Here is a 22,592-nt window from a genome sequence, read left to right as displayed (position 1 = left end):
TCCGTGAGCGAGCCGAGCGACCCGAATGACCAGTTCGACGACATCGTCGACACCGAGACGAACCGCGACCCCGACCTGGCGGTGATCGAGGCCGGCAGCCGCACCCTGCGCGCCCAGGCCGGACCGCCCCAGGGCGACCCCGTGCCCAGCCGCCCCGAGGACCCCGAGCTGGACAAGGCGCTGCGCGAGGTCGAGACCGAGCTGTCCACCCGCTGGGGCGAGACCAAGCTGGAGCCCTCCGTCAAGCGGATCGCGGCCCTGATGGACGTCCTCGGCGAGCCGCAGCGCGCGTACCCCTCGATCCACATCACCGGCACCAACGGCAAGACGTCGACGGCCCGCATGATCGAGGCCCTGCTCGGCGCCTTCGAGCTGCGCACCGGGCGCTACACCTCGCCGCACGTGCAGACCATCACCGAGCGGATCAGCCTGGACGGCGCCCCGATCTCCGCCGAGCGGTTCATCGAGACGTACCAGGACGTCAAGCCGTACGTGGAGCTGGTCGACGCCCGCGAGGAGTACCGGCTCTCCTTCTTCGAGGTCCTCACCGGCATGGCGTACGCCGCCTTCGCGGACGCCCCGGTCGACGTGGCGGTCGTCGAGGTCGGCATGGGCGGCACCTGGGACGCGACGAACGTCATCGACGCCTCCGTCGCCGTCGTCACCCCCATCGACCTGGACCACACCGACCGGCTCGGCGGGACGACCGCCGAGATCGCGACCGAGAAGTCCGGGATCATCAAGCAGGGCTCGACCGTCATCCTGGCCCAGCAGCCGGTCGACGCGGCCCAGGTCCTGCTGAAGAAGGCCGTCGAGGCGGACGCGACCGTGGCCCGCGAGGGCATGGAGTTCGGCGTCGCCTCCCGCGAGGTCGCGGTCGGCGGCCAGCTCCTCACCCTGCGGGGCCTGGGCGGCGAGTACGAGGAGATCTTCCTGCCGCTGCACGGCGCCTACCAGGCGCACAACGCCGCGGTGGCGCTCGCGGCGGTCGAGGCCTTCTTCGGGATCGGCGCCGAGCACGCCAGGACCCTGGACGTCGACACCGTCCGCCGGGCCTTCGCCCAGGTGGCCTCGCCGGGCCGCCTGGAGATCGTCCGCACCTCCCCGACCGTCATCCTGGACGCCGCGCACAACCCGCACGGCGCGCGGGCGACGGCGGAGGGCATCAGCGAGGCCTTCGGCTTCTCCCGGCTCATCGGCGTGGTCTCCACGAGCGGGGACAAGGACGCCAAGGGCCTCCTGGAGGCCTTCGAGCCGATCTTCGCGGAGGTCGTGGTCACCGCGAACTCCAACCCGCGGGCCACCGACGTGGACGCGCTCGCCGCGATCGCGGTCGAGGTCTTCGGCGAGGACCGGGTCGTCGTCGAGCCGCGGCTGCCCGACGCCATCGAGGCGGCCATCACCCTCGCGGAGGAAGAGGCCGAGTACGGTGGCGCGGGCGTCCTCGTGACCGGTTCGATCTTCACGGTCGGCGACGCCCGGCTGCTGCTGCGAAGGGGCTGAACCCGATGCGTGTGCTCTGTTCCTCGACCCTCATCGGCGAGTTCTTCGTGATCGGCTTCGCCGGGCTCGTCGCGATGAAGGACGACGGCCTCGCGACGTCCACCGTCTGGTGGGTCTGCGGCGTGGCCATGGTCGTCTCGGTGCTGCTGTGCGGGATGATCACCCGGCCGGGCGGGGTGCAGCTCGGCTGGGCCCTGCAGGTCGGGCTGATCCTCAGCGGCTTCTTCGTCCCCACCATGTTCTTCCTCGGGGCCGTCTTCGCCGGTCTGTGGTGGGCCTCGGTGCACTACGGTCGGCGGATTGACAAGGTCAAGGCCGACTGGGCCGCGGCACACGCCTCGGCAGGGCCTGACGCTGCGTAATCGCGGGACGTGCGGGCCCTGTAGCCTCGGAGGTCCCGCACAACGCTTTTCCGAAGGAGTTCCCCCGTGAGCCAGCGATCGCTCGTCCTGCTCAAGCCCGACGCCGTCCGCCGTGGCCTGATCGGCGAGATCATCGGCCGCATCGAGCGCAAGGCCGGATGGGCCATCACCGCCCTGGAGCTGCGCGAGCTGGACCAGGACACGCTGGAGCAGCACTACGGCGAGCACAAGGGCAAGCCCTTCTACGAGCCGCTGATGGGGTTCATGCAGTCCGGTCCGGTCGTCGCGCTCGTCGTCGAGGGCGAGCGGGTCATCGAGGGCCTGCGCACGCTCGCCGGCCCGACCGACCCGATCGCCGCCGCGCCGGGCTCCATCCGTGGTGATTTCGGCACCATCGTCCGGGAGAACCTGATCCACGCCTCGGACTCGGAGGAGTCCGCCGCGCGCGAGCTGAAGATCTTCTTCCCCGGCCTCGTCTGAGCCGTCCGCTGACCCGGCGTCAGTCGATCGGCACAACCCTGTGGGGCGACCGAAGGAATTCGGTCGCCCCCAGGCATATGAACGCCAATCCCGGGAACGGATCGCCGCGTCCTGCCGTCACCAGATACAGAGGTGGACCAACGCGCGGCATCCGTGCGGGCGGCACTACGATGGAAAACTCCACGCGCACCACTCTCAGCCATGGGAAATCAAGGGGAACTCAATGTCGTTCATCGGCCGTGACATGGCTGTCGACCTCGGGACCGCCAACACGCTGGTGTACGTCAGGGGTCGAGGCATCGTTCTGAACGAGCCGTCAGTCGTCGCCATCAACACCAACACCGGGGGCATCCTCGCGGTCGGCGCCGAGGCGAAGAAGATGATCGGCCGGACCCCCGGCAACATCGTCGCCGTACGCCCGCTCAAGGACGGCGTGATCGCCGACTTCGAGATCACCGAGCGGATGCTCCGCTACTTCATCCTCAAGATCCACAAGCGCCGCTACCTGGCCCGCCCCCGCGTCGTCGTCTGCGTGCCCTCCGGCATCACCGGAGTGGAGCGCCGCGCCGTCATCGAGGCGTCGACCCAGGCCGGCGCCCGCCAGGTGCACATCATCGAGGAGCCCATGGCGGCGGCCATCGGCTCGGGCCTCCCCGTCCACGAGGCCACCGGCAACATGGTCGTCGACATCGGCGGCGGCACCACCGAGGTCGCCGTCATCTCCCTCGGAGGAATCGTCACGGCACAGTCCATCCGGGTCGCCGGCGACGAGCTGGACAACGCGATCATCCAGCACATCAAGAAGGAGTACTCCCTCCTCCTCGGCGAGCGCACCGCCGAGCAGATCAAGATCACCATCGGCTCCGCGTACGACCTCGACAAGGACGAGCACACCGAGATCCGGGGCCGCGACCTCGTCTCCGGCCTGCCCAAGACCGTGGTCATCTCCGCAGCCGAGGTCCGCAAGGCCATCGAGGAGCCGGTCAACGCGATCGTCGACGCCGTGAAGACCACCCTCGACAAGTGCCCGCCAGAGCTTTCCGGTGACGTCATGGACCGCGGCATCGTTCTCACGGGTGGCGGCGCCCTGCTCCGCGGCCTCGACGAGCGCCTCCGGCGCGAGACCGGCATGCCGATCCACATCGCCGAGGACCCGCTGGACTCGGTGGCGCTCGGCTCCGGCAAGTGCGTGGAGGAGTTCGAGGCCCTCCAGCAGGTCCTGGACGCCCAGCCGCGCCGCTAGCGACGACAGTTCAACCGAACAGCCGAACAACCGAACCACGAGGAAAGGCACGGCCGCCGCACGTGAGGGACACACGAGAGAGCCGGCTGCTCCTGGTGCTGCTGATCGCCATCGCGTTCGCACTGATCACGGTGGACATCCGCGGCGGCCAGGAGTCACCCGTCGACGGTGCCCGACAGGCCGCAGCGGCGGTCTTCGGGCCGGTCGAGAACGGTGTGGCGGCCGCCGTCGATCCCGTCGGCAACGCCATAGGCGCGGTACGGGACTCCGGCGAGCGCCACACCCGGATCGCCGCCCTGGAGAAGGAGAACGCCGAACTCAAGGCGAGGCTCGGCAGCGACGACCGCAACCGCAACCGGCTGCGCGAGCTCGACGCCATGCTCAAGACCGCCGGCGCCGGGCAGTACGGCATCAAGGGCGCCCAGGTCATCGCCATAGGAGCGGCCCAGGGCTTCTCCTGGACCGTCACCATCGACGTCGGCGCCCGCGACGGCATCAAGCGCGACATGACCGTGCTCAACGGCGCCGGGCTCGTCGGCCGCGTCACCACCGTCGGCCCCTCCACCTCCACCGTCCTCCTCGCCAACGACCCCGACTTCACCGTCGGCACCCGCATGGAGAAGAGCGACGAACTCGGCTTCGCCACCGGCCAGGGCGACAGCCCCCTCCTGGTCCAGCTCCTCAACGGCAAGGCCAAGGTCAAGCCCGGCGACCGGCTCGTCACCTTCGGCTCGCGCGCCGACAAGCCCTTCGTGCCCGGCGTCCCGGTCGGCGAGGTCGTCCGCGTCGACCCGTCGGGCGGCGGCCTGACCCGCAACGTCTACGTCCGCCCGTACGTCGGCTTCACCAAGCTCGACATCGTCGGCGTCGTCGTCCAGGCCCCGAGCTCCGACCCGCGCGACATGGTGCTGCCGCAGAAGCCCAAGCCCGCCCCGACCGTCACCGTCACGGTCACACCACCGCCACCGGACGGACAGCGGAAGCCGAACGACGGTCAGAACCAGCAGGCACAGCAGGAGCAGGGGGACGCGACACCGTGAAGCTCAATCGGATCCTCCTCTCCGCCGCCCTGATCGTGGTGGCCCTGGTCGTCCAGGTCTCCGTCCTCGCCCGCCTCCAGCTCCCCGGAGCCGTCCCCGACCTCGTCCTCCTCACCGTCGTCGGCCTCGCCCTGGTGTACGGACCCGTCAGCGGCTCCCTCATCGGCTTCACCGCCGGCCTGCTCTCCGACCTCGCCCCGCCCGCCGACCACGCCGCCGGCCGCTACGCCCTCGTGCTCTGCGTCATCGGCTACCTCGTGGGCCTCGCGAAGCCGGACAACGGCCGGCTCACCTCGGCGACCGGCCCCATGGCCGTCGTCGTCGCCGCGGCCGTCGGCTCCACGCTCCTCTACGCGGGCGTGGGCGCCCTCGTCGGCGACACCGCCGCCCGCCATGTCGGCCTCGGGTTCCTGCTGTTCACCGCGGCCGTGTACGACCTGCTCCTGGCGCCCTTCACGGTGCCGCTCATCATGGCCCTCGCCCGCCGCGCCGAGAACGACCCGCTCGCCGACACCGGCGGCGGCAACGGCGTCGACGTCGCCTCCGGCTGGCTCTCCTCCGGCACCGGCCTGAGGATCGGCGCCCAGCGCGGCGGCCTGCGGGTGAAGGCCGCGCGGAGCCGCGCCTCACGCGCCGGACGCATCAAGGGAGTCAAGCGACTGTGACGACCGGACGCATCACCGGACGCATCAAGGGAGCCCAGCGACCGTGACCGAGGGGGCACCGGCAGCATGAGCAACATCCCCGAGACCGGACGGACCCCACGGGTCCAGATCCGGCTCGTCGTCATCCAGATCCTCGTCTTCTCCCTGCTCCTCACCCTGGGGGGCCGGCTCTGGTACCTCCAGATCCGCAACGGCAAGGAGTACACGGACGAGGCGAAGAACAACCACGTCCAGCAGGTCGTCCAGCCCGCCGTCCGCGGCTCGCTCCTCGACGCCCGCGGCGTCCCGCTCGCCGACAACGAGACCCGGCTCGTGGTCTCCGCGTCCCGCACCGAGCTGATGAAGATGAAGGACAAGGGCAAGGCCGTCCTCACCCGGCTCGCCGACGTCCTCGACATGAAGCCCGTCGACGTCGTCAACAAGATCCGGCTCTGCGACTCCAAGACGCCCAAGCCCTGCTGGAACGGCTCCCCCTACCAGCCGATCCCCGTCACCGACGAGGCCACCACCCAGCAGGCCCTCCAGATCCGCGAGCGCGCCGAGGACTTCCCCGGCATCACCGCCGAGCCCACCGCCGTCCGCCGCTACCCGGCCCCCGGCAAGGCCCGCACCTCCCAGGTCCTCGGCTACCTCTCGCCCGTCACCGACGAGGAGATCGAGAAGGCCAAGGACACCGACTCGCCGTACCTGCGCTCCGACATGGTGGGCCGCTCCGGCCTGGAACGCACGTACGACAAGGAACTGCGCGGCAAGGCCGGCGTCACCCGCTACGAGGTCGACAACCTCGGCCGCGTCATCGGCCAGGCCAAGAACGACCCCGCCGTGCCCGGCTCCAACGTCGTCACCTCCATCGACGCCCGCGTCCAGGCGGTCGCCGAATGGGAGCTGCACAACGCGATGGTCGAGGCCCGCAAGGTCGTCGACCGCAACACCAACGAGAACTACAAGGCCGACTCCGGCGCCGTCGTCGTCATGGAGGCGAAGACCGGCCGGATCGTCGCCATGGCCTCGCAGCCCGACTACGACCCCAACGCCTGGGTCGGCGGCATCTCCGCCAAGGACTACGCCGCCCTCACCGGCAAGGCCTCCAACTTCCCGCTGCTCAACCGGGCGATCCAGGGCCAGGCCGCCCCCGGCTCCATCTTCAAGGTCGTGTCGACCGCCGCCGCCGTCAACGCGGGCTACGACTTCGACGGCCGCTACCCCTGCACCAGCTCGTACTCCATCGGCAACCAGGTCTTCAAGAACTTCGAATCGCAGAACCACGGCCCCATCAGCCTCGGCCGCGCCCTCGAAGTCTCCTGCGACACCGTCTTCTACGCCCTCGCCCACCAGCAGTGGATCAAGGACGGCGGGATGAAGCCGAAGAAGAACCCGGGCGACTGGTTCTACAAGACCGCCCACCAGTTCGGTCTCGGCGCCGAGACCGGCATCGACCTCCCCAACGAGGTCTCCGGCCGCGTCCCCGACCGCCAGTGGAAGCAGAAGTTCTGGGAGGCCAACAAGGACTGGTGGTGCAAGTACGGCAAGAAGGGCGGCACCTACGTCCAGCAGCTCTCGTACGAGAACTGCCTGGAGGGCAACCTGATGCGCGCCGGTGACTCCGTCAACTACTCCATCGGACAGGGCGACACCCTCGTCACCCCCATCCAGATGGCCACCATCTACGCCGCCATCTCCAACGGCGGCACCCTGTGGAACCCCACCGTCGGCAAGGCCGTCGTCAGCCCCGACGGCAAGAAGGTGAAGGAGATCGCGCCCAAGTCGCACGGCAGGCTCCCCTTCGACGCCGCCACCCGCAACTTGATAGACGAAGCCCTCGCGGGAGTCGCCACCCGCGGTACCGCCGCCTGGCGTTTCGCCCAGGTCGGCTGGCCGCAGGACAAGATCCCGATGCACGCCAAGACGGGTACCGCCGAGGTCTACGGCAAGCAGACGACCTCCTGGTTCGCCACGTACACCAAGGACTACGCGATCGTCATGACGATCTCCCAGGGTGGTACCGGCTCCGGCGCCTCCGGCCCCGCCGTGCGCAACATCTACGACGCGCTCTACGGACTCGACGACGCCGGCAACCAGGACCTCAAGCGGGCCCTGCTGCCGCAGCCCCAGAAGTCCCTCCCGAAGATCGAGGCCGACGGCTCCATCGACGCGCCGAAGATCAAGCCGTACGACCCGGAGGCGCAGAAGGTCGACGAGACGAAGCAGCAGGTCGACGGCGCCCAGCCGCCGGCCCCGCCGGCCGACCCCACGACGCCCCCCACCCGGAAGCCGGACGACGACCAGCAGTTGGCGGGCCCGCCCGCCACCCGCGGGAGGCTCTGAACCGATGACCGCACCCCACGGCTTCTCCGTCTCCCGGTACGCACCCGAGCGCGGCACCCTCGCCAGGCTGACCGCCCGCGACTCGGTGCTCCGCCGGCTCGACTGGCCGATACTGCTCTCGGCGCTCGCCCTCTCCGGCGTCGGCTCGCTGCTCGTCTGGTCCGCCACCCGCGGCCGCACCGAGCTCAACCAGGGCGACCCGTACTACTTCCTCTTCCGGCACCTGCTCAACACCGGCATCGGCCTCGCCCTGATGATCGGCACGATCTGGCTCGGCCACCGCACCCTGCGCGGCGCGGTGCCGATCCTCTACGGCCTCTCGATCGTGCTGATCCTCGCCGTCCTCACCCCGCTCGGCGCCACCATCAACGGCGCCCACGCGTGGATCGTCATCGGCGGCGGCTTCTCCCTCCAGCCCAGCGAGTTCGTGAAGATCACGATCATCCTGATCATGGCGGTGCTCCTCGCCGCCAAGGTCGACGCCGGCGACCAGCTCCACCCCGACCACCGCACCGTCGCCAAGTCCCTCGCCCTGGCCGCCCTCCCCATGGGCATCGTCATGCTGATGCCCGACCTCGGCTCGGTCATGGTCATGGCGGTCATCGTGCTCGGCGTGCTGCTCGCCTCCGGCGCCTCCAACCGCTGGGTCCTCGGCCTCATCGGCGCCGGCGTCGTCGGCGCGTTCCTCGTCACCGCCCTCGGCATGCTCGACGAGTACCAGATCAACCGCTTCGCCGCCTTCGCCAATCCCGACCTCGACCCCGCCGGCGTCGGCTACAACACCAACCAGGCCCGCATCGCCATCGGCTCCGGCGGCCTCCTCGGCGCGGGCCTCTTCAAGGGCTCGCAGACCACCGGCCAGTTCGTCCCCGAACAGCAGACCGACTTCGTCTTCACGGTGGCCGGCGAGGAACTCGGCTTCGTCGGCGCCGGCCTGATCCTCGTCCTCCTCGGCGTCATCCTCTGGCGCTCCTGCCGGATCGCCCGCGAGACCACCGAGCTCTACGGCACGATCGTCGCGGCCGGCATCATCGCCTGGTTCGCCTTCCAGTCCTTCGAGAACATCGGCATGACGCTCGGCATCATGCCGGTCGCCGGCCTCCCGCTGCCGTTCGTCTCCTACGGAGGCTCGTCGATGTTCGCCGTGTGGGTGGCCATCGGACTGCTCCAGTCGATCCGCGTACAACGCCCGATGACCGCATGAGGGTGGCGGGAGGCGGTTAGATTCGGGGTATGGCCGAGACGAAACGCGAGATCGAGCGGAAGTACGAAGCCACCGGGGAGACTCCGGTGCCGGACCTCTCCCGCGTCCCCGGCGTCTCCGAGGTCGTGGACCGGGGCGTCATGGAACTCGACGCCGTCTACCACGACACCCCGGACCTCCGGCTGGCGGCCGACGGGGTCACCCTCCGCCGCCGCACCGGCGGAAGCGACGCCGGCTGGCACGTGAAGTTCCCCGTCGCCGCCGGAGTCCGCGACGAGATCAGGGCCCCGCTGAGCGACACCCTGCCGGGCGAGCTCGCGGAGCTCCTGCGCTCCCGCGTCCGCGACGCCGAGGTCGTCCCCGCCGTCCGCCTCCGCTCCGCGCGTGACGTCCGCCACCTCCTCGACGCCGACGGCGCCCTCCTCGCCGAACTCTCCGTCGATACCGTCCACGCCGAACGCCTGCCCGAAGGCGCGGTCGCCACCTGGACCGAGATCGAGGTCGAACTCGCGGACGACATCGACCCCGCCCTCCTCGACGCCGTCGAGAAACGCCTCCGCAAGGCCGGCATCCACCCCTCCACGTCCCCGTCCAAACTCGCCCGCGCCCTCACGGAGACCGGCTCGGAGCCCCAGGCGGCCCCCACCGCCGGGAAGCCCGGCACCGCGGGCGCCGCCGTCCTCGCCTACGTACGCGAACAGGCCGACGCGATCGTCGCCCTCGACCCCGCCGTACGCCGCGACCTGCCCGACGCCGTCCACCGGATGCGGGTCGCCTGCCGCCGGATGCGCAGCGCCTTCAAGACCTACCGCAAGGTCCTCGACCGGCACGTCACCGGCCCCGTCGGCGACGAGCTGAAATGGCTCGCCGGAGAGCTCGGCGTCGCCCGCGACCAGGAGGTCCTCGACGCCCGCCTGCGCGCCCGCGTCGCCGACCTGCCCCCCGCCCTCACCCTCGGCCCCGTCGAGGCCCGGCTGCGCCGCCGGGACGCCGCCCTCGCCAGGAACGCCCGGCACCAGGCCCTCTCCGCCCTCGACTCCGCCCGCTACCTCACCCTCCTCGACACCCTCGACGCACTCCTCGCCGACCCGCCGCTGCGCAAGGCCGCCCACCGCGACGCCCGCCCGGTCCTCGCCCGCGCCGTCCGCAAGGACCACGACCGGCTCGGCACCCGGATCGAACACGCCCTCTCCCTCACCCCCGGCCACGAGCGCGACCTCGCCCTCCACGAGGCCCGCAAGGCCGCCAAACGCGCCCGCTACGCCGCCGACGCGGCCCGCCCCACCCTCGGCAAACCCGCCAAGCGGCTCTCGAAACGCGTCAAGGCCGTCCAGTCCCTCCTCGGCGAGCACCAGGACGCCGTCGTCGCCCGGGCCGCCCTCCGGGAGTTCGGGATCATGGCCCACGGCGTCGGCGAATCGGCCTTCACCTGGGGACTCCTGTACGGCCGGGAGGAGGCGGCGGCCGACGCGGCCGAGCGGGAACTGCCCGGGGTCTGGGCCCGCGCCTCGGCCCCGAAGCTCACGGCGGCTCTGACCCGCTGAGCACCGGGGTACGCTTGAGAGTCGCCCCCCTGCCAGCTCACGAAGGTTCGAGATGTCTGCTGCCGAGTCTGTCTTCCCGCAGCTCGAAGCTCTGCTCCCGCACGTGCAGAAGCCGATTCAGTACGTCGGTGGAGAGCTGAACTCCACGGTCAAGCCGTGGGAGTCCGCCGACGTCCGCTGGGCGCTGATGTACCCGGACGCGTACGAGGTCGGCCTGCCCAACCAGGGCGTCATGATCCTCTACGAGGTGCTGAACGAGCGCGAGGGCGTCCTCGCCGAGCGCACCTACAGCGTGTGGCCGGACCTCGAAGAGCTGATGCGCGAGCACGGCGTGCCGCAGTTCACCGTGGACAGTCACCGCCCCGTCGGCGCGTTCGACGTCTTCGGCCTGAGCTTCTCCACCGAGCTCGGCTACACGAACATGCTCACGGCCCTGGACCTGGCGGGCATCCCGCTGGAGTCGAAGGACCGGACCGTCGACCACCCCATCGTGCTCGCCGGCGGCCACGCCGCCTTCAACCCCGAGCCGATCGCGGACTTCATCGACGCGGCGATCATCGGCGACGGCGAGCAGGCCGTCCTCGACATGACCGAGATCATCCGGCAGTGGAAGGCCGAGGGCCGCCCCGGCGGCCGCGAGGAGGTCCTCCTCCGCCTCGCGAAGACCGGCTCGGTGTACATCCCGGCGTTCTACGACGTGGAGTACCTGCCGGACGGCCGCATCGGCCGCGTCGTGCCGAACCGCTCCGGCGTGCCGTGGCGCGTCTCCAAGCACACCGTCATGGACCTCGACGAGTGGCCGTACCCCAAGCAGCCCCTCGTCCCGCTCGCGGAGACCGTCCACGAGCGCATGTCCGTCGAGATCTTCCGCGGCTGCACCCGCGGCTGCCGCTTCTGCCAGGCCGGCATGATCACGCGCCCCGTGCGGGAGCGAAGCATCACCGGCATCGGCGAGATGGTCGAGAAGGGCCTCAAGGCGACGGGCTTCGAGGAGGTCGGCCTCCTCTCCCTCTCCTCCGCGGACCACAGCGAGATCGCCGACATCGCGAAGGGCCTGGCGGACCGGTACGAGGAGGACAAGGTCGGTCTGTCCCTCCCCTCGACCCGCGTCGACGCGTTCAACGTCGACCTGGCGAACGAGCTCACGAGGAACGGCCGCCGTTCCGGCCTCACCTTCGCCCCCGAGGGCGGCTCCGAGCGCATGCGCAAGGTCATCAACAAGATGGTCTCGGAAGAGGACCTCATCCGTACCGTCTCGACGGCCTACGGCAACGGCTGGCGCCAGGTGAAGCTGTACTTCATGTGCGGCCTGCCGACGGAGACCGACGAGGACGTCCTGCAGATCGCCGACATGGCGATGAACGTGATCGCCGAGGGCCGCAAGGTCTCCGGCCAGAACGACATCCGCTGCACCGTCTCCATCGGCGGTTTCGTGCCCAAGCCGCACACCCCGTTCCAGTGGGCCCCGCAGCTGTCGGCCGAGGAGACGGACGAGCGCCTGCGCAAGCTCCGCGACAAGATCCGCGGCGACAAGAAGTACGGCCGCTCGATCGGCTTCCGCTACCACGACGGCAAGCCCGGCATCGTCGAGGGCCTCCTCTCCCGCGGCGACCGCCGTCTCGGCGCGGTCATCCGCGCGGTGTACGAGGACGGCGGCCGCTTCGACGGCTGGCGCGAGCACTTCTCGTACGACCGCTGGATGGCCTGCGCCGAGAAGACGCTCCCCGACTTCGGCGTGGACGTCGCCTGGTACACCACCCGCGAGCGCACCTACGAGGAGGTCCTGCCCTGGGACCACCTGGACTCGGGCCTCGACAAGGACTGGCTCTGGGAGGACTGGCAGGACGCCCTCGACGAGACCGAGGTCGAGGACTGCCGCTGGACCCCGTGCTTCGACTGCGGCGTCTGCCCGCAGATGGACACGCACATCCAGATCGGCCCGACCGGCAAGAAGCTGCTGCCGCTGACGGTTGTGAACCAGTGACGCCCGCGTGAATCAGTAACGCTTGAATGACGGCCCGGCGAAAGGGAAACCCTTCGCCGGGCCGTCGCGTCATTTCCGGCATGAACACGGAGAACACCAGGTCGCAGCCCCCGAACGAGCCCGCGGGCTGTCTCACGGGGGTGGCGCGCGCCATCGCCCTGGTGATCGTCCTGCCCGTCCGGCTGGTCTGGGACGCCCTGGCCTACTGCCTCAAGCAGCTGTGGCGCTGGGTGCTCGCCCCGCTCGGCCGGGCCCTCGGCTGGCTGATCCACCACCTCGTCGTCATCCCGCTGCGGTTCCTGTGGGAGTGGGTCCTCGCCCCGGTCGGCCGGGCCCTGTGGTGGGTGATCGACCTGCTGGTCGTCACGCCCCTCAAGTGGCTCGGGCTTCGGGTCCTCCTCCCCGTCGCCAAAGCCGTCTGGTGGGTGGTCGACCTGCTGGTCGTCACCCCGCTGACCTGGCTCTGGCAGTACGTGCTCGCCCCCGTCGGCCGGACGGTCGGCGCCGCGATCGCCTGGGCCTGGCGGATCGGGGGCCAGATCTCCCGGGCCCTCGGGCGCGCCGTCGGCTGGGTGCTGTGGAACGCGATCGGACGCCCCCTCGCCTGGACGTACCGGGTGATCCTCACGCCCGTCGGCCACTGGCTGCGCACCTGGGTGTGGGCGCCCCTCGCCTCCGTCGGGCGCGCCGTCCGCGCCGCCGCCCGTGAGGTGCGCCTCGCCCTCTTCGGCGGGCCCCGCTGATCGAGCCGAGGGAACCGGAGGCGGTCCGGGCGCGTACCCTGGGCAGTACGACGAACGTCCCCGGTGCGGCGCCCGCCCCGGGATCTCCCCGCAGGACGCGGGGGTGATCCGGGCGGGCCGCCCAGGGGGCGTCCCCCGAGCTTCCGGGCGGAGCGCCACCCGCGTCCGCCCCGCACCGAGGAGAAGAACCACTGGGCAAGCGACAGCCCGAAGGCCCGCCGCCCGCACCGGCGGTGCAGCGCATCCGACTGCGCTACACCAAGCGCGGCCGCCTCCGGTTCACCAGCCACCGTGACTTCCAGCGCGCCTTCGAGCGTGCGCTGCGCCGTGCCGAGGTGCCCATGGCGTACTCGGCGGGTTTCACCCCGCACCCCAAGGTGTCGTACGCCAACGCCGCCCCGACGGGCACGGGCTCCGAGGCCGAGTACCTGGAGATCGCGCTCACCGAGCCGCGTGACCCGGAGACCCTGCGGGCCCTGCTCGACGAGTCCCTCCCGGCCGGCCTCGACATCACCGACGCCGTGGAGGCCCGGACCTCGGGTCTCGCCGACCGGCTCACCGCCTCCGTGTGGGAGCTGCGCCTGGAGGGCGTCGCCGTCGAGGACGCCGAGAAGGCCGTCGAGGCGTTTCTCGCGGCCGAGACGGTGGAAGTACAGCGCAAGACCAAGAACGGAGTCCGCACCTTCGACGCCCGTTCCGCCGTCACCGAGCTGACGGCAGCCCGTCACCAGGGCGATCCCCAGGGTGATAGGCCGCTGGACAGCGCCTGTGCGATACTGCGCCTGGTTGTTCGGCACGTGACACCTGCCGTTCGACCCGACGACGTCCTGTCCGGTCTCCGAGCTGTGGCCGACCTGGCGCCGCCGGTCCCCGCTGCGGTGACCAGGCTGGCGCAGGGGCTCTTCGACGAGGAGTCCGGCACGGTGACCGACCCGCTCGCGCCCGACCGCGAGGCAGTCACGGCCGCTTCACCCACGGCCGCCGCGACCGCCCCGGCGACGGCGCCGGGTGCCGGTACCGCGTAGGGAGCGGTCGTCGTAGCGCCGCCCTGGCACTCGGGAGCCACCTGGGTCGGGCAGCGCACTGACCAGGAGACTTTCGCCAGGCCGTCCGCACAGGGCGTACGGAACCGGCGAGCCAGACACAGAGCTCCCGTGCGGCGCCCGCGCCCCGGACGGCGGCACCGCGCCACAGGCGCGATCGTGCCGCCGGACCGGAACCAGGCGCGGCGCCCGGGAGCGTGACGGGAGAACCCCGCATGCTCGAGTCCAACGAAGACACCAACGCCCCCGGTGACAAGCTGCCGCCGCGCCGCAGGCGCCGCGCCGCTTCCCGCCCCGCCGGTCCGCCGGTGACGGGCGCGACCGCCGACGCCGCCGAGACCACGGTGACCGCCGGGGCCCCGGCCGCAGAGACCCCCGCCGTGGAGGCCGCCCCCGCCGAGGCCGAGGCCGCCCCCGCGCCGCGCACCCGCCGCCGGGCCACCCGCAAGGCCACCTCGCCCGTCGCGGAGACCGCGGCCGAGCCGGCCGCCGAGCCGGTGGTGGAGGCACCCGCGGCCGAGGCCGTCGAGGAGGCCCCCGAGGCCGCCCCCGCCCGTCCGCGCCGCCGTGCCACCCGCAAGGCCACCTCGCCGGTGACCTCTCCGGCCGCCGCCGAGCCGGTCGTGGAGCCGGTCGCCGAGACCGCAGCCGAGGCCGCCGCTCCGGCCGTCGAGGTCGTGGAGGAGGCCGCGCCGCCGGCCCGTACCCGCCGCCGTGCCACCCGTAAGGCCACCTCGCCGGTGACCTCTCCGGCCGCCGCCGAGCCGGTCGTGGAGCCGGTCGCCGAGACCGCAGCCGAGGCCGCCGCTCCGGCCGTCGAGGTCGTGGAGGAGGCCGCGCCGCCGGCCCGTACCCGCCGCCGTGCGACCCGCAAGGCCACCTCCCCCGAGCCGACCGCCGCTCCGGCCGCGGAGCCGGCCGTCACCGGCGAGTCGCTGCCCCAGTCCACCGTCGAGCAGATCGCCGCCGACGAGGCCGAGGTCGCCGCCGCCGAGACCGCCGCCACCCGTGGCCGCGGCCGCCGCCGTGCCACCTCGCCGCAGTTCACCTCCGAGCCGGCCCCGGTCCGCGAGACGCGCCGCGCCACGCGCCCCGCCGTCCCCGTCTTCCAGGCCCCGGTCTTCGCCGAGCCCATGTTCCAGACCCCGGAGACCGCCGCCGCCGCGGCCGCCGCCCACGTGGAGGAGCCGGAGGAGGACGAGGTCGTCGAGACGGCCGAGGTCGTGGAGACCGTCGAGCCCGCCGAGACCGAGACCGCCGAGCGCGCCGAGTCCGGCTCCCGCCGTCGCCGTCGCCGCCGTGGCGAGCCCGTCGCCGTCGAGCCCGTCCCGGCCACCGTCGCCGACGAGCCCGAGGTCGAGGCCGCCGCCGACGAGGTCGAGGAGACCTCCGAGGCCGGGGAGCCCGAGGAGTCGGACGAGTACGAGGACCGTCCGTCCCGCCGTCGCCGCCGGGGCGGCCGCCGCCGCCGTCGCGGCGAGCTCACCGAGGTCGAGGAGACCGAGGAGGGCGAGGAGCCGCACGCCGAGGACGAGGCCGAGGAGACCGAAGAGGGCGAGGAGGAGCCGGAGGAGGCCGAGGCCTACGCCGGCGGCTCCAGCAGCTCCCGTCGTCGCCGTCGTCGCCGCCGTCGCAGCGGGGACGCCTCCGTCGACGTCGAGGCGGGCGACGAGGACGGCGTCCGTACGGTCGTCAAGGTCCGCGAGCCCCGCCCGGCCCGCGAGAAGGCCGAGCCGTCCGACGAGGTCCAGTCCATCAAGGGCTCGACCCGCCTGGAGGCCAAGAAGCAGCGCCGCCGCGAAGGCCGCGAGCAGGGCCGCCGCCGCGTCCCGATCATCACCGAGGCCGAGTTCCTGGCCCGCCGCGAGGCCGTCGAGCGCGTGATGGTCGTCCGCCAGAACGGCGAGCGCACCCAGATCGGCGTCCTGGAAGACAACGTGCTCGTCGAGCACTACGTCAACAAGGAGCAGGCCACCTCGTACGTCGGCAACGTCTACCTGGGCAAGGTCCAGAACGTGCTGCCGTCCATGGAGGCCGCCTTCGTCGACATCGGCAAGGGCCGCAACGCCGTCCTGTACGCCGGCGAGGTCAACTTCGAGGCGCTCGGCATGGCCAACGGGCCGCGCCGCATCGAGTCCGCCCTCAAGTCCGGCCAGTCGGTCCTCGTGCAGGTCACCAAGGACCCGATCGGCCACAAGGGCGCGCGTCTGACCAGCCAGGTCTCCCTCCCGGGCCGCTACCTCGTGTACGTCCCCGAGGGCTCGATGACCGGCATCAGCCGCAAGCTCCCGGACACCGAGCGCGCCCGTCTGAAGACCATCCTCAAGAAGATCGTCCCCGAGGACGCGGGCGTCATCGTGCGCACCGCCGCCGAGGGCGCGAGCGAGGACGAGCTGCGCCGTGACGTCGAGCGCCTGCAGGCGCAGTGGGCCGACATCCAGAAGAAGGCCAACCAGATCTCGACGTCCGCGCCGAGCCTGCTCTACGGCGAGCCGGACATGACCGTCCGGGTCGTCCGCGACATCTTCAACGAGGACTTCTCGAAGGTCATCGTCAGCGGTGACGACGCGTGGGAGACCATCCACGGGTACGTCTCGCACGTCGCGCCCGACCTGGCCGACCGCCTGTCCAAGTGGACCAGCGAGGTCGACGTCTTCGCGACGTACCGGATCGACGAGCAGCTGATGAAGGCGCTGGACCGCAAGGTCTGGCTGCCGTCCGGCGGCTCGCTGGTGATCGACAAGACCGAGGCGATGGTCGTCGTCGACGTCAACACCGGCAAGTTCACCGGCCAGGGCGGCAACCTCGAAGAGACCGTGACGAGGAACAACCTCGAAGCGGCCGAGGAGATCGTGCGCCAGCTGCGCCTGCGCGACCTGGGCGGCATCGTCGTCATCGACTTCATCGACATGGTCCTGGAGTCCAACCGCGACCTGGTGCTGCGCCGCCTCCTGGAGTGCCTGGGCCGGGACCGGACCAAGCACCAGGTGGCCGAGGTCACCTCGCTCGGCCTGGTCCAGATGACCCGCAAGCGGGTCGGCCAGGGTCTGCTGGAGTCCTTCTCGGAGACCTGCGTCCACTGCAACGGCCGCGGTGTCATCGTGCACATGGAGCAGCCGGCCACCGCCGGCGGCGGTGGCGGCGGCAAGCGCTCGAAGAAGCGCGGCCGCGGCGGCGCCGAGCACGTCCACGAGCACGAGCACGCCGAGGCGGTGGAGGCCGAGGTCGAGACCGAGGCCGAGGTCGCCGCGGAGCTGGCCGCGCCGGTGGCCGTGCCGGTCCCGATCGCCCCGGACGAGGAGCTGTACGGCTCCGTCGCCGAGGCGGAGGCCGCCGCCACGCGCGGTCGTGGCCGCCGTCGCGCCACCCGCCGGGTGTCCGCCCCGGTCGTCTCGACCCCGGCGCCGGTCGTGGAGACGGAGGCCGTCGACTTCGAGCCGACGCCCGCCGCCGAGCCCGCTGCCCCGGTCGCCGAGTCCGCCGCTCCGGTCGCCGAGCCCGAGCCGGTCGTGGAGCCCGAGCCGGTGGTCGAGGAGGCCGCCGCCCCGGCGCCGCGCGGCCGCCGCCGCGCCACCCGCCGGGTGACGTCCCCGGTCGTCTCGACCACGGACGTGGCCGCCGAGGTCGTCGCCGAGCCGGTCGCCGAGCCCGCTCCGGAGCCGGAGCCCGTCGTGGCCCCGGAGCCGGTGGCGGAGGAGGTCGCCCCGGTCGTCGAGCCCGTCGCCGAGGAGGCCCCCGTGGCCGCCCCGCCGCGTGCCCGGCGCCGGGTGGTCCGCAAGGCCACCGCTCCCGCCGGTTCGCCCGCGGGCGCCGAGGAGGCGGCCGTCGTCGTGGTGACCACGGCTCCGGCCGAGGCCGCCGAGGCACCGGCCGAGCCCGAGGCTCCGGCCGAGGCGGAGGCCGCGCCGGCCAAGAAGACGGCCGCGCGCAAGACCGCGAAGAAGGCCACGGCCAAGAAGGCCGCCACCAAGAAGACGGCGGCGACCAAGAAGACCGCGGCGAAGAAGACCACCGCCAAGAAGACCACGGCCAAGAAGGCGGCGGAGAAGACCGCCGCCCCGGCCCAGGACTGACCGGCCGGTGCGGGCCGCCCCGGCTGGGGGCGGCCCGCACCGCACGGGCGAATTTGACCCTCCGAGGCGGCCGCCCGTAACCTAGACCGTCGGCGTGTCTGACGACGCGCCGCACCTCTGAGCACCTCCCTCCCGCCCGTCGGGAGAGGCCGCTCGTCCGATTCCGGAACGCCGCGGACCCCCGGGTCCGTGTGAGCGGCTGGCTTCAGAGGTTTCGATCCCGAGTGAGAGAGAGATCCGCGTGTACGCCATCGTGCGCAGCGGTGGTCGCCAGCACAAGGTTGCTGTCGGCGACATCGTTGAGGTTGACAAGATTTCCACCGCCAAGGTTGGCGACACGGTCGAGCTCTCGACCCTGCTCGTTGTCGACGGCGACGCCGTGACCAGCGACCCGTGGGTCCTGGCCGGCATCAAGGTCACGGCCGAGGTCGTGGACCACCACAAGGGCGCCAAGATCGACATCCTGCGCTACAAGAACAAGACCGGCTACCGCCGTCGCCAGGGTCACCGTCAGCAGTACACGGCGATCAAGGTCACCGGTATCCCCGCGGCTGCGAAGTAAGAGGGACTGAGACATGGCACACAAGAAGGGCGCATCGTCCACCCGGAACGGGCGCGACTCCAATGCCCAGCGGCTCGGCGTGAAGCGCTTCGGCGGTCAGGTCGTCAACGCGGGTGAGATCCTGGTCCGCCAGCGCGGCACGCACTTCCACCCGGGCGCGGGCGTCGGCCGTGGCGGCGACGACACGCTGTTCGCCCTGCAGGCCGGTTCGGTGCAGTTCGGCACCCACCGTGGCCGCAAGGTCGTGAACATCGTTCCGGTCGCCTGATCGGAACTCTTTGCGGAGGCGGACCTCACTTCCCGGAAGGGAAGAGGGTCCGCCTTTCGCGTGTTACTAGATAGACATTCCACCCGTAATTCTCTGGAGGCACAGAACCATGACCACCTTCGTGGACCGCGTCGAGCTGCACGTCGCCGCGGGTAACGGAGGCCACGGCTGCGCCTCCGTACACCGGGAGAAGTTCAAGCCGCTCGGCGGCCCCGACGGCGGCAACGGCGGCCGTGGCGGCGATGTGATCCTGGTCGTCGACCAGTCGGTCACCACGCTCCTCGAGTACCACCACTCCCCGCACCGCAAGGCCACCAACGGTCAGCCCGGCGCCGGCGACAACCGCTCCGGCAAGGACGGCCAGGACCTGGTCCTGACCGTGCCCGACGGCACCGTCGTCCTCGACAAGAAGGGCAACGTCCTCGCCGACCTGGTCGGCCAGGGCACCACCTTCATCGCCGGCCAGGGCGGTCGCGGCGGCCTCGGCAACGCCGCGCTGGCCTCGGCCCGCCGCAAGGCCCCCGGCTTCGCCCTCCTCGGCGAGCCCGGCGAGGCGCGGGACATCGTCCTGGAGCTCAAGACCGTCGCCGACGTGGCCCTCGTGGGCTACCCGAGCGCCGGCAAGTCCTCGCTCATCTCCGTCCTGTCGGCCGCCAAGCCGAAGATCGCGGACTACCCCTTCACCACGCTCGTCCCGAACCTCGGCGTGGTCACGGCCGGTTCGACCGTCTACACGATCGCCGACGTGCCGGGTCTGATCCCGGGCGCCAGCCAGGGCCGCGGCCTCGGCCTGGAGTTCCTCCGCCACGTGGAGCGCTGCTCGGTCCTCGTCCACGTCCTCGACACGGCGACGCTGGAGTCCGAGCGCGACCCGGTCACCGACCTCGACGTCATCGAGGAGGAGCTCAAGCAGTACGGCGGCCTGGAGGACCGGCCCCGGATCGTCGTCCTCAACAAGATCGACATCCCGGACGGCCAGGACCTCGCGGACATGATCCGCCCGGACCTGGAGGAGCGCGGCTACCAGGTGTTCGAGGTCTCCGCCGTGGCCCGTACGGGTCTGAAGGAGCTCTCCTTCGCCCTCGCCGGCATCGTCGCCGAGGCGCGCGCGGCCAAGCCGAAGGAGGAGGCGACCCGGATCGTCATCCGCCCGAAGGCCGTCGACGACACGGGCTTCACCGTCACGTACGACGAGCACGAAGAGGTCTACCGGGTGCGCGGCGAGAAGCCGGAGCGCTGGGTCCGCCAGACCGACTTCAACAACGACGAGGCCGTGGGCTACCTGGCCGACCGCCTCAACCGCCTCGGCGTCGAGGACGAGCTGATGAAGGCCGGTGCCCGCGCGGGCGACGGCGTCGCGATCGGCTCCGAGGACAACGCGGTCGTCTTCGACTGGGAGCCCACCATGATGGCGGGCGCCGAGATGCTCGGCCGCCGCGGTGAGGACCACCGCCTGGAGGCCCCGCGTCCGGCCGCGCAGCGCCGCCGCGACAAGCAGGCGGAGCGCGACGACGCGCAGCGCGAGTACGACGAGTTCGACCCCTTCTAGGCGGTCCCGTCCCGTTCCGCGGGTGGGTTCGGCCGGGCGGTCCCGTCCCGTCCCGTCCCGTCCCGTTCCGGTCGGGCGGGTCGGCGTGGGGCTTCCCGGGCCGGTCCGTCCCTCCCGCGGGCACGGGCCGGCCGTCCGCCGGCAGTCATCGGCCGGGCACCCCCGGGGTGTCCGGCCGGTTCCGTACGGGCACGGGCCACCGGGGACCCGTCCGGGGGCCACGTAGGATTCACGGGTGAGTGAGACCCCCCGGCCGCAGGCCGCCGCGCGCGTCAGTGTCGTCGTCATCGCCTACAACGACGCGGCACACGTCGGCGACGCCGTCCGTTCCGCGCTCGCGCAGGGCGAGGCGGTCGGCGAGGTCGTCGTCGTCGACGACGCCTCCGGGGACGACACGGCCGAGGTCCTCGCGGGCTTCGCCGACGACCCGCGGGTGCGCCCGCTGATCCGGCGGGAGAACAGCGGCGGCTGCGGCACCCCCCGGAACGACGGCATCGACGCCGCCGTCCACCCGTACGTCCTGTTCCTCGACAGCGACGACCTGCTGCTGCCCGGCGCCGTCGACGGGCTGCTCGCCGTCGCCGCCGAGCAGCGCGCCGACGTCGTCGCGGGGATCTGCGTGCGGCGCGAGCTCCCCGAGGGTCGCGAGACCGTCTGGGCCCCCTCGCTGTACGACGTCTCCCAGGGCGCCACGCTCCCCGGCACCGTCCTCGACGGCATCGAGGACCACCCGGAGTTCGTCCTCGACACCCTCTCCGTCAACAAGCTCTACCGCCGGGACTTCCTCGACCGGCACGCCATCCGCTTCCCCGACGGAGCCTTCCACTACGAGGACTTCGTCTTCAGCGCCCGGGTGCAGGCCGCCACCCCCCGGCTCGCCGTCACCGACGTGCCCGTGTACGTGTGGCACGTGCGGCGGCAGGCCGCGACCCTGTCGATCTCGCTGCGCCGCGCCTCCCTGGCCAACTGGGAGCACCGGATCGCCGCGCACGCCTCCGTCGTCGAGGTGTTCCGCACGGCGGGACGCCCCGCCCTGGCCCGGGCCGCACAGACGAAGTTCCTCGACTACGACCTCCCCATGTACCTGCGCGAACTGCCGCAGCGGACCGCCGCCTACCGGGCCGACTGGTGGACGGCCACCCGCGCGCACCTGGCCGGCTTCGAAGCCGCCGCGGTCGCCGACGCCCAGGCCCCGGGCCGTTGGCTGCACGCCGGGCTCGCGGCCCTCCCCGCCGTGCCCGAAGGGCGGGAGCTGACCCGGTTCGTCGAACTGGCCGCGCCCCTGCCCCGGCTCGTGCCGCCCTACCCGCGCGCCGGGGACGGCGCTCCGGTCCTGTCCGCCGCGCCCGCCGACGTACCCCTGGAGGGCCTCGCGGAGCTCGCGCCCGCGCGGCTGCCCGTGGCCGTGGACGGTTCCGTGGCCGTCGGGGCGTCGACCCGGCTGACCCTGACCGTCCACGACCTCTACGGACGGGTCGCCGAACTGCGACCCACCGCCGTCCGTGTGGTGTTCACGGAGCGGGTCTCGGCGGCGGAGCTGTCGCTCGACGCGCCGCTGCTCCCCGCGGAGGAGGGCTGGACGGCCACCGTCTCGCTGCCGACCGCGAAGCTGCTCCGCGCGGGCCGGCTCGCCGCCTGGTCGCTCCGCGCCGAACTGCGGTACGCGGACGGCTCGACCGGGGACGCCGAGGTCAGGGCCCCGCAGGGGTTCGCGGGCCGGCGCGGAATGGTCCTCGGGCGACTGGGCCGGGTGCTGCTCGTCCAGGTCGTGGCCTCGGCGCGCCGGGGGCTCGTCCTCCGCTTCGCGGGCGGCGCGGTCGGCGCGCGGCAGGTGGTCTCCGGCCGCTTCAAGAGGCTGTTTGCGATGCGGTGAACATCACCGAAGGCCCGGGTGGGCAGGTATGAAACAATTCCTCCTGCCGGGTAGTCTTTCCGGTCGCCGGGTGGCGCTCGTCGAACATGTGGGGGGCGACACCCTCCACCATCGAAGGCGGTAACGCGTCA

Annotated in this window: 17 protein-coding genes; all 17 read left to right on the top strand. The window is 72.0% G+C overall.

All coding sequences use genetic code 11. From position 1 onward, the window contains the following. The first annotated feature begins 3 nt into the window (after positions 1-3). The 17 genes from ACIGW4_RS08720 (at position 4) to ACIGW4_RS08640 (ending at position 22,461) form a co-directional block, all read left to right on the top strand. Positions 4-1,503: a folylpolyglutamate synthase/dihydrofolate synthase family protein gene (locus ACIGW4_RS08720; RefSeq protein ID WP_123452284.1), complete on the top strand. Its 1,500-nt coding sequence runs from the start codon at positions 4-6 to the stop codon at positions 1,501-1,503. A gap of 5 nt (positions 1,504-1,508) precedes the next feature. Beyond that, on the top strand, positions 1,509-1,865 hold the full coding sequence (locus ACIGW4_RS08715; protein ID WP_123452282.1) for a DUF4233 domain-containing protein: 357 nt from the start codon (positions 1,509-1,511) through the stop codon (positions 1,863-1,865). 66 nt (positions 1,866-1,931) lie between these two features. Further along, positions 1,932-2,345, top strand: a complete 414-nt coding sequence (gene ndk / locus ACIGW4_RS08710; RefSeq protein WP_093876112.1) for a nucleoside-diphosphate kinase — start codon at positions 1,932-1,934, stop codon at positions 2,343-2,345. 223 nt (positions 2,346-2,568) lie between these two features. Continuing rightward, the gene (locus ACIGW4_RS08705) at positions 2,569-3,588 is read left to right on the top strand and encodes a rod shape-determining protein (protein WP_017239313.1); all 1,020 of its coding nucleotides are present in this window, start codon (positions 2,569-2,571) and stop codon (positions 3,586-3,588) included. 62 nt (positions 3,589-3,650) lie between these two features. Then, entirely contained in the window at positions 3,651-4,628 is a 978-nt protein-coding gene (gene mreC, locus ACIGW4_RS08700) for a rod shape-determining protein MreC (RefSeq protein ID WP_359587582.1), read from the top strand. Further along, the gene (gene mreD, locus ACIGW4_RS08695) at positions 4,625-5,293 is read left to right on the top strand and encodes a rod shape-determining protein MreD (RefSeq protein WP_123452278.1); all 669 of its coding nucleotides are present in this window, start codon (positions 4,625-4,627) and stop codon (positions 5,291-5,293) included. Before mreC ends, mreD begins: the two co-directional genes overlap by 4 nt. A 66-nt stretch (positions 5,294-5,359) precedes the next feature. Then, positions 5,360-7,618 carry a penicillin-binding protein 2 gene (mrdA, locus tag ACIGW4_RS08690; RefSeq protein WP_123452276.1) on the top strand — a complete coding sequence of 753 codons (2,259 nt, stop codon included), beginning with the start codon at positions 5,360-5,362 and terminating at the stop codon, positions 7,616-7,618. 4 nt (positions 7,619-7,622) lie between these two features. Continuing rightward, positions 7,623-8,822 (top strand): rod shape-determining protein RodA, encoded by a 1,200-nt coding sequence (gene rodA, locus ACIGW4_RS08685; RefSeq protein ID WP_123452274.1) that lies wholly within the window; start codon positions 7,623-7,625, stop codon positions 8,820-8,822. A gap of 29 nt (positions 8,823-8,851) precedes the next feature. Further along, entirely contained in the window at positions 8,852-10,366 is a 1,515-nt protein-coding gene (locus ACIGW4_RS08680) for a CHAD domain-containing protein (RefSeq protein WP_398708728.1), read from the top strand. A 52-nt stretch (positions 10,367-10,418) separates the two neighbouring features. After that, complete coding sequence (locus ACIGW4_RS08675) at positions 10,419-12,350, top strand: TIGR03960 family B12-binding radical SAM protein (RefSeq protein ID WP_123452270.1); 1,932 nt, start codon at positions 10,419-10,421, stop codon at positions 12,348-12,350. Between the two features lie 80 nt (positions 12,351-12,430). Beyond that, positions 12,431-13,093: a hypothetical protein gene (locus ACIGW4_RS08670; RefSeq protein ID WP_398708730.1), complete on the top strand. Its 663-nt coding sequence runs from the start codon at positions 12,431-12,433 to the stop codon at positions 13,091-13,093. Between the two features lie 233 nt (positions 13,094-13,326). After that, positions 13,327-14,118 carry a TIGR03936 family radical SAM-associated protein gene (locus ACIGW4_RS08665; protein WP_190156645.1) on the top strand — a complete coding sequence of 264 codons (792 nt, stop codon included), beginning with the start codon at positions 13,327-13,329 and terminating at the stop codon, positions 14,116-14,118. Positions 14,119-14,351: 233 nt separating this feature from the next. Continuing rightward, positions 14,352-18,209: an Rne/Rng family ribonuclease gene (locus ACIGW4_RS08660; RefSeq protein ID WP_399579297.1), complete on the top strand. Its 3,858-nt coding sequence runs from the start codon at positions 14,352-14,354 to the stop codon at positions 18,207-18,209. A 241-nt stretch (positions 18,210-18,450) separates the two neighbouring features. Beyond that, the gene (rplU, locus tag ACIGW4_RS08655; protein ID WP_015033583.1) at positions 18,451-18,771 is read left to right on the top strand and encodes a 50S ribosomal protein L21; all 321 of its coding nucleotides are present in this window, start codon (positions 18,451-18,453) and stop codon (positions 18,769-18,771) included. A 13-nt stretch (positions 18,772-18,784) separates the two neighbouring features. Next, complete coding sequence (gene rpmA / locus ACIGW4_RS08650; protein WP_010041940.1) at positions 18,785-19,039, top strand: 50S ribosomal protein L27; 255 nt, start codon at positions 18,785-18,787, stop codon at positions 19,037-19,039. Positions 19,040-19,148: 109 nt separating this feature from the next. Next, positions 19,149-20,588 carry a GTPase ObgE gene (gene obgE / locus ACIGW4_RS08645; protein ID WP_123452262.1) on the top strand — a complete coding sequence of 480 codons (1,440 nt, stop codon included), beginning with the start codon at positions 19,149-19,151 and terminating at the stop codon, positions 20,586-20,588. A gap of 235 nt (positions 20,589-20,823) precedes the next feature. Then, the gene (locus ACIGW4_RS08640; RefSeq protein WP_399579293.1) at positions 20,824-22,461 is read left to right on the top strand and encodes a glycosyltransferase; all 1,638 of its coding nucleotides are present in this window, start codon (positions 20,824-20,826) and stop codon (positions 22,459-22,461) included. The last annotated feature ends 131 nt before the right edge of the window (positions 22,462-22,592 follow it).

Origin of the sequence: Streptomyces sp. NPDC053513 (assembly GCF_044544765.1) — a bacterium.
In the GTDB taxonomy this organism is placed as follows: Bacteria; Actinomycetota; Actinomycetes; order Streptomycetales; family Streptomycetaceae; genus Streptomyces; species Streptomyces litmocidini.
This window is presented reverse-complemented; position numbering and strand designations above follow the sequence as displayed.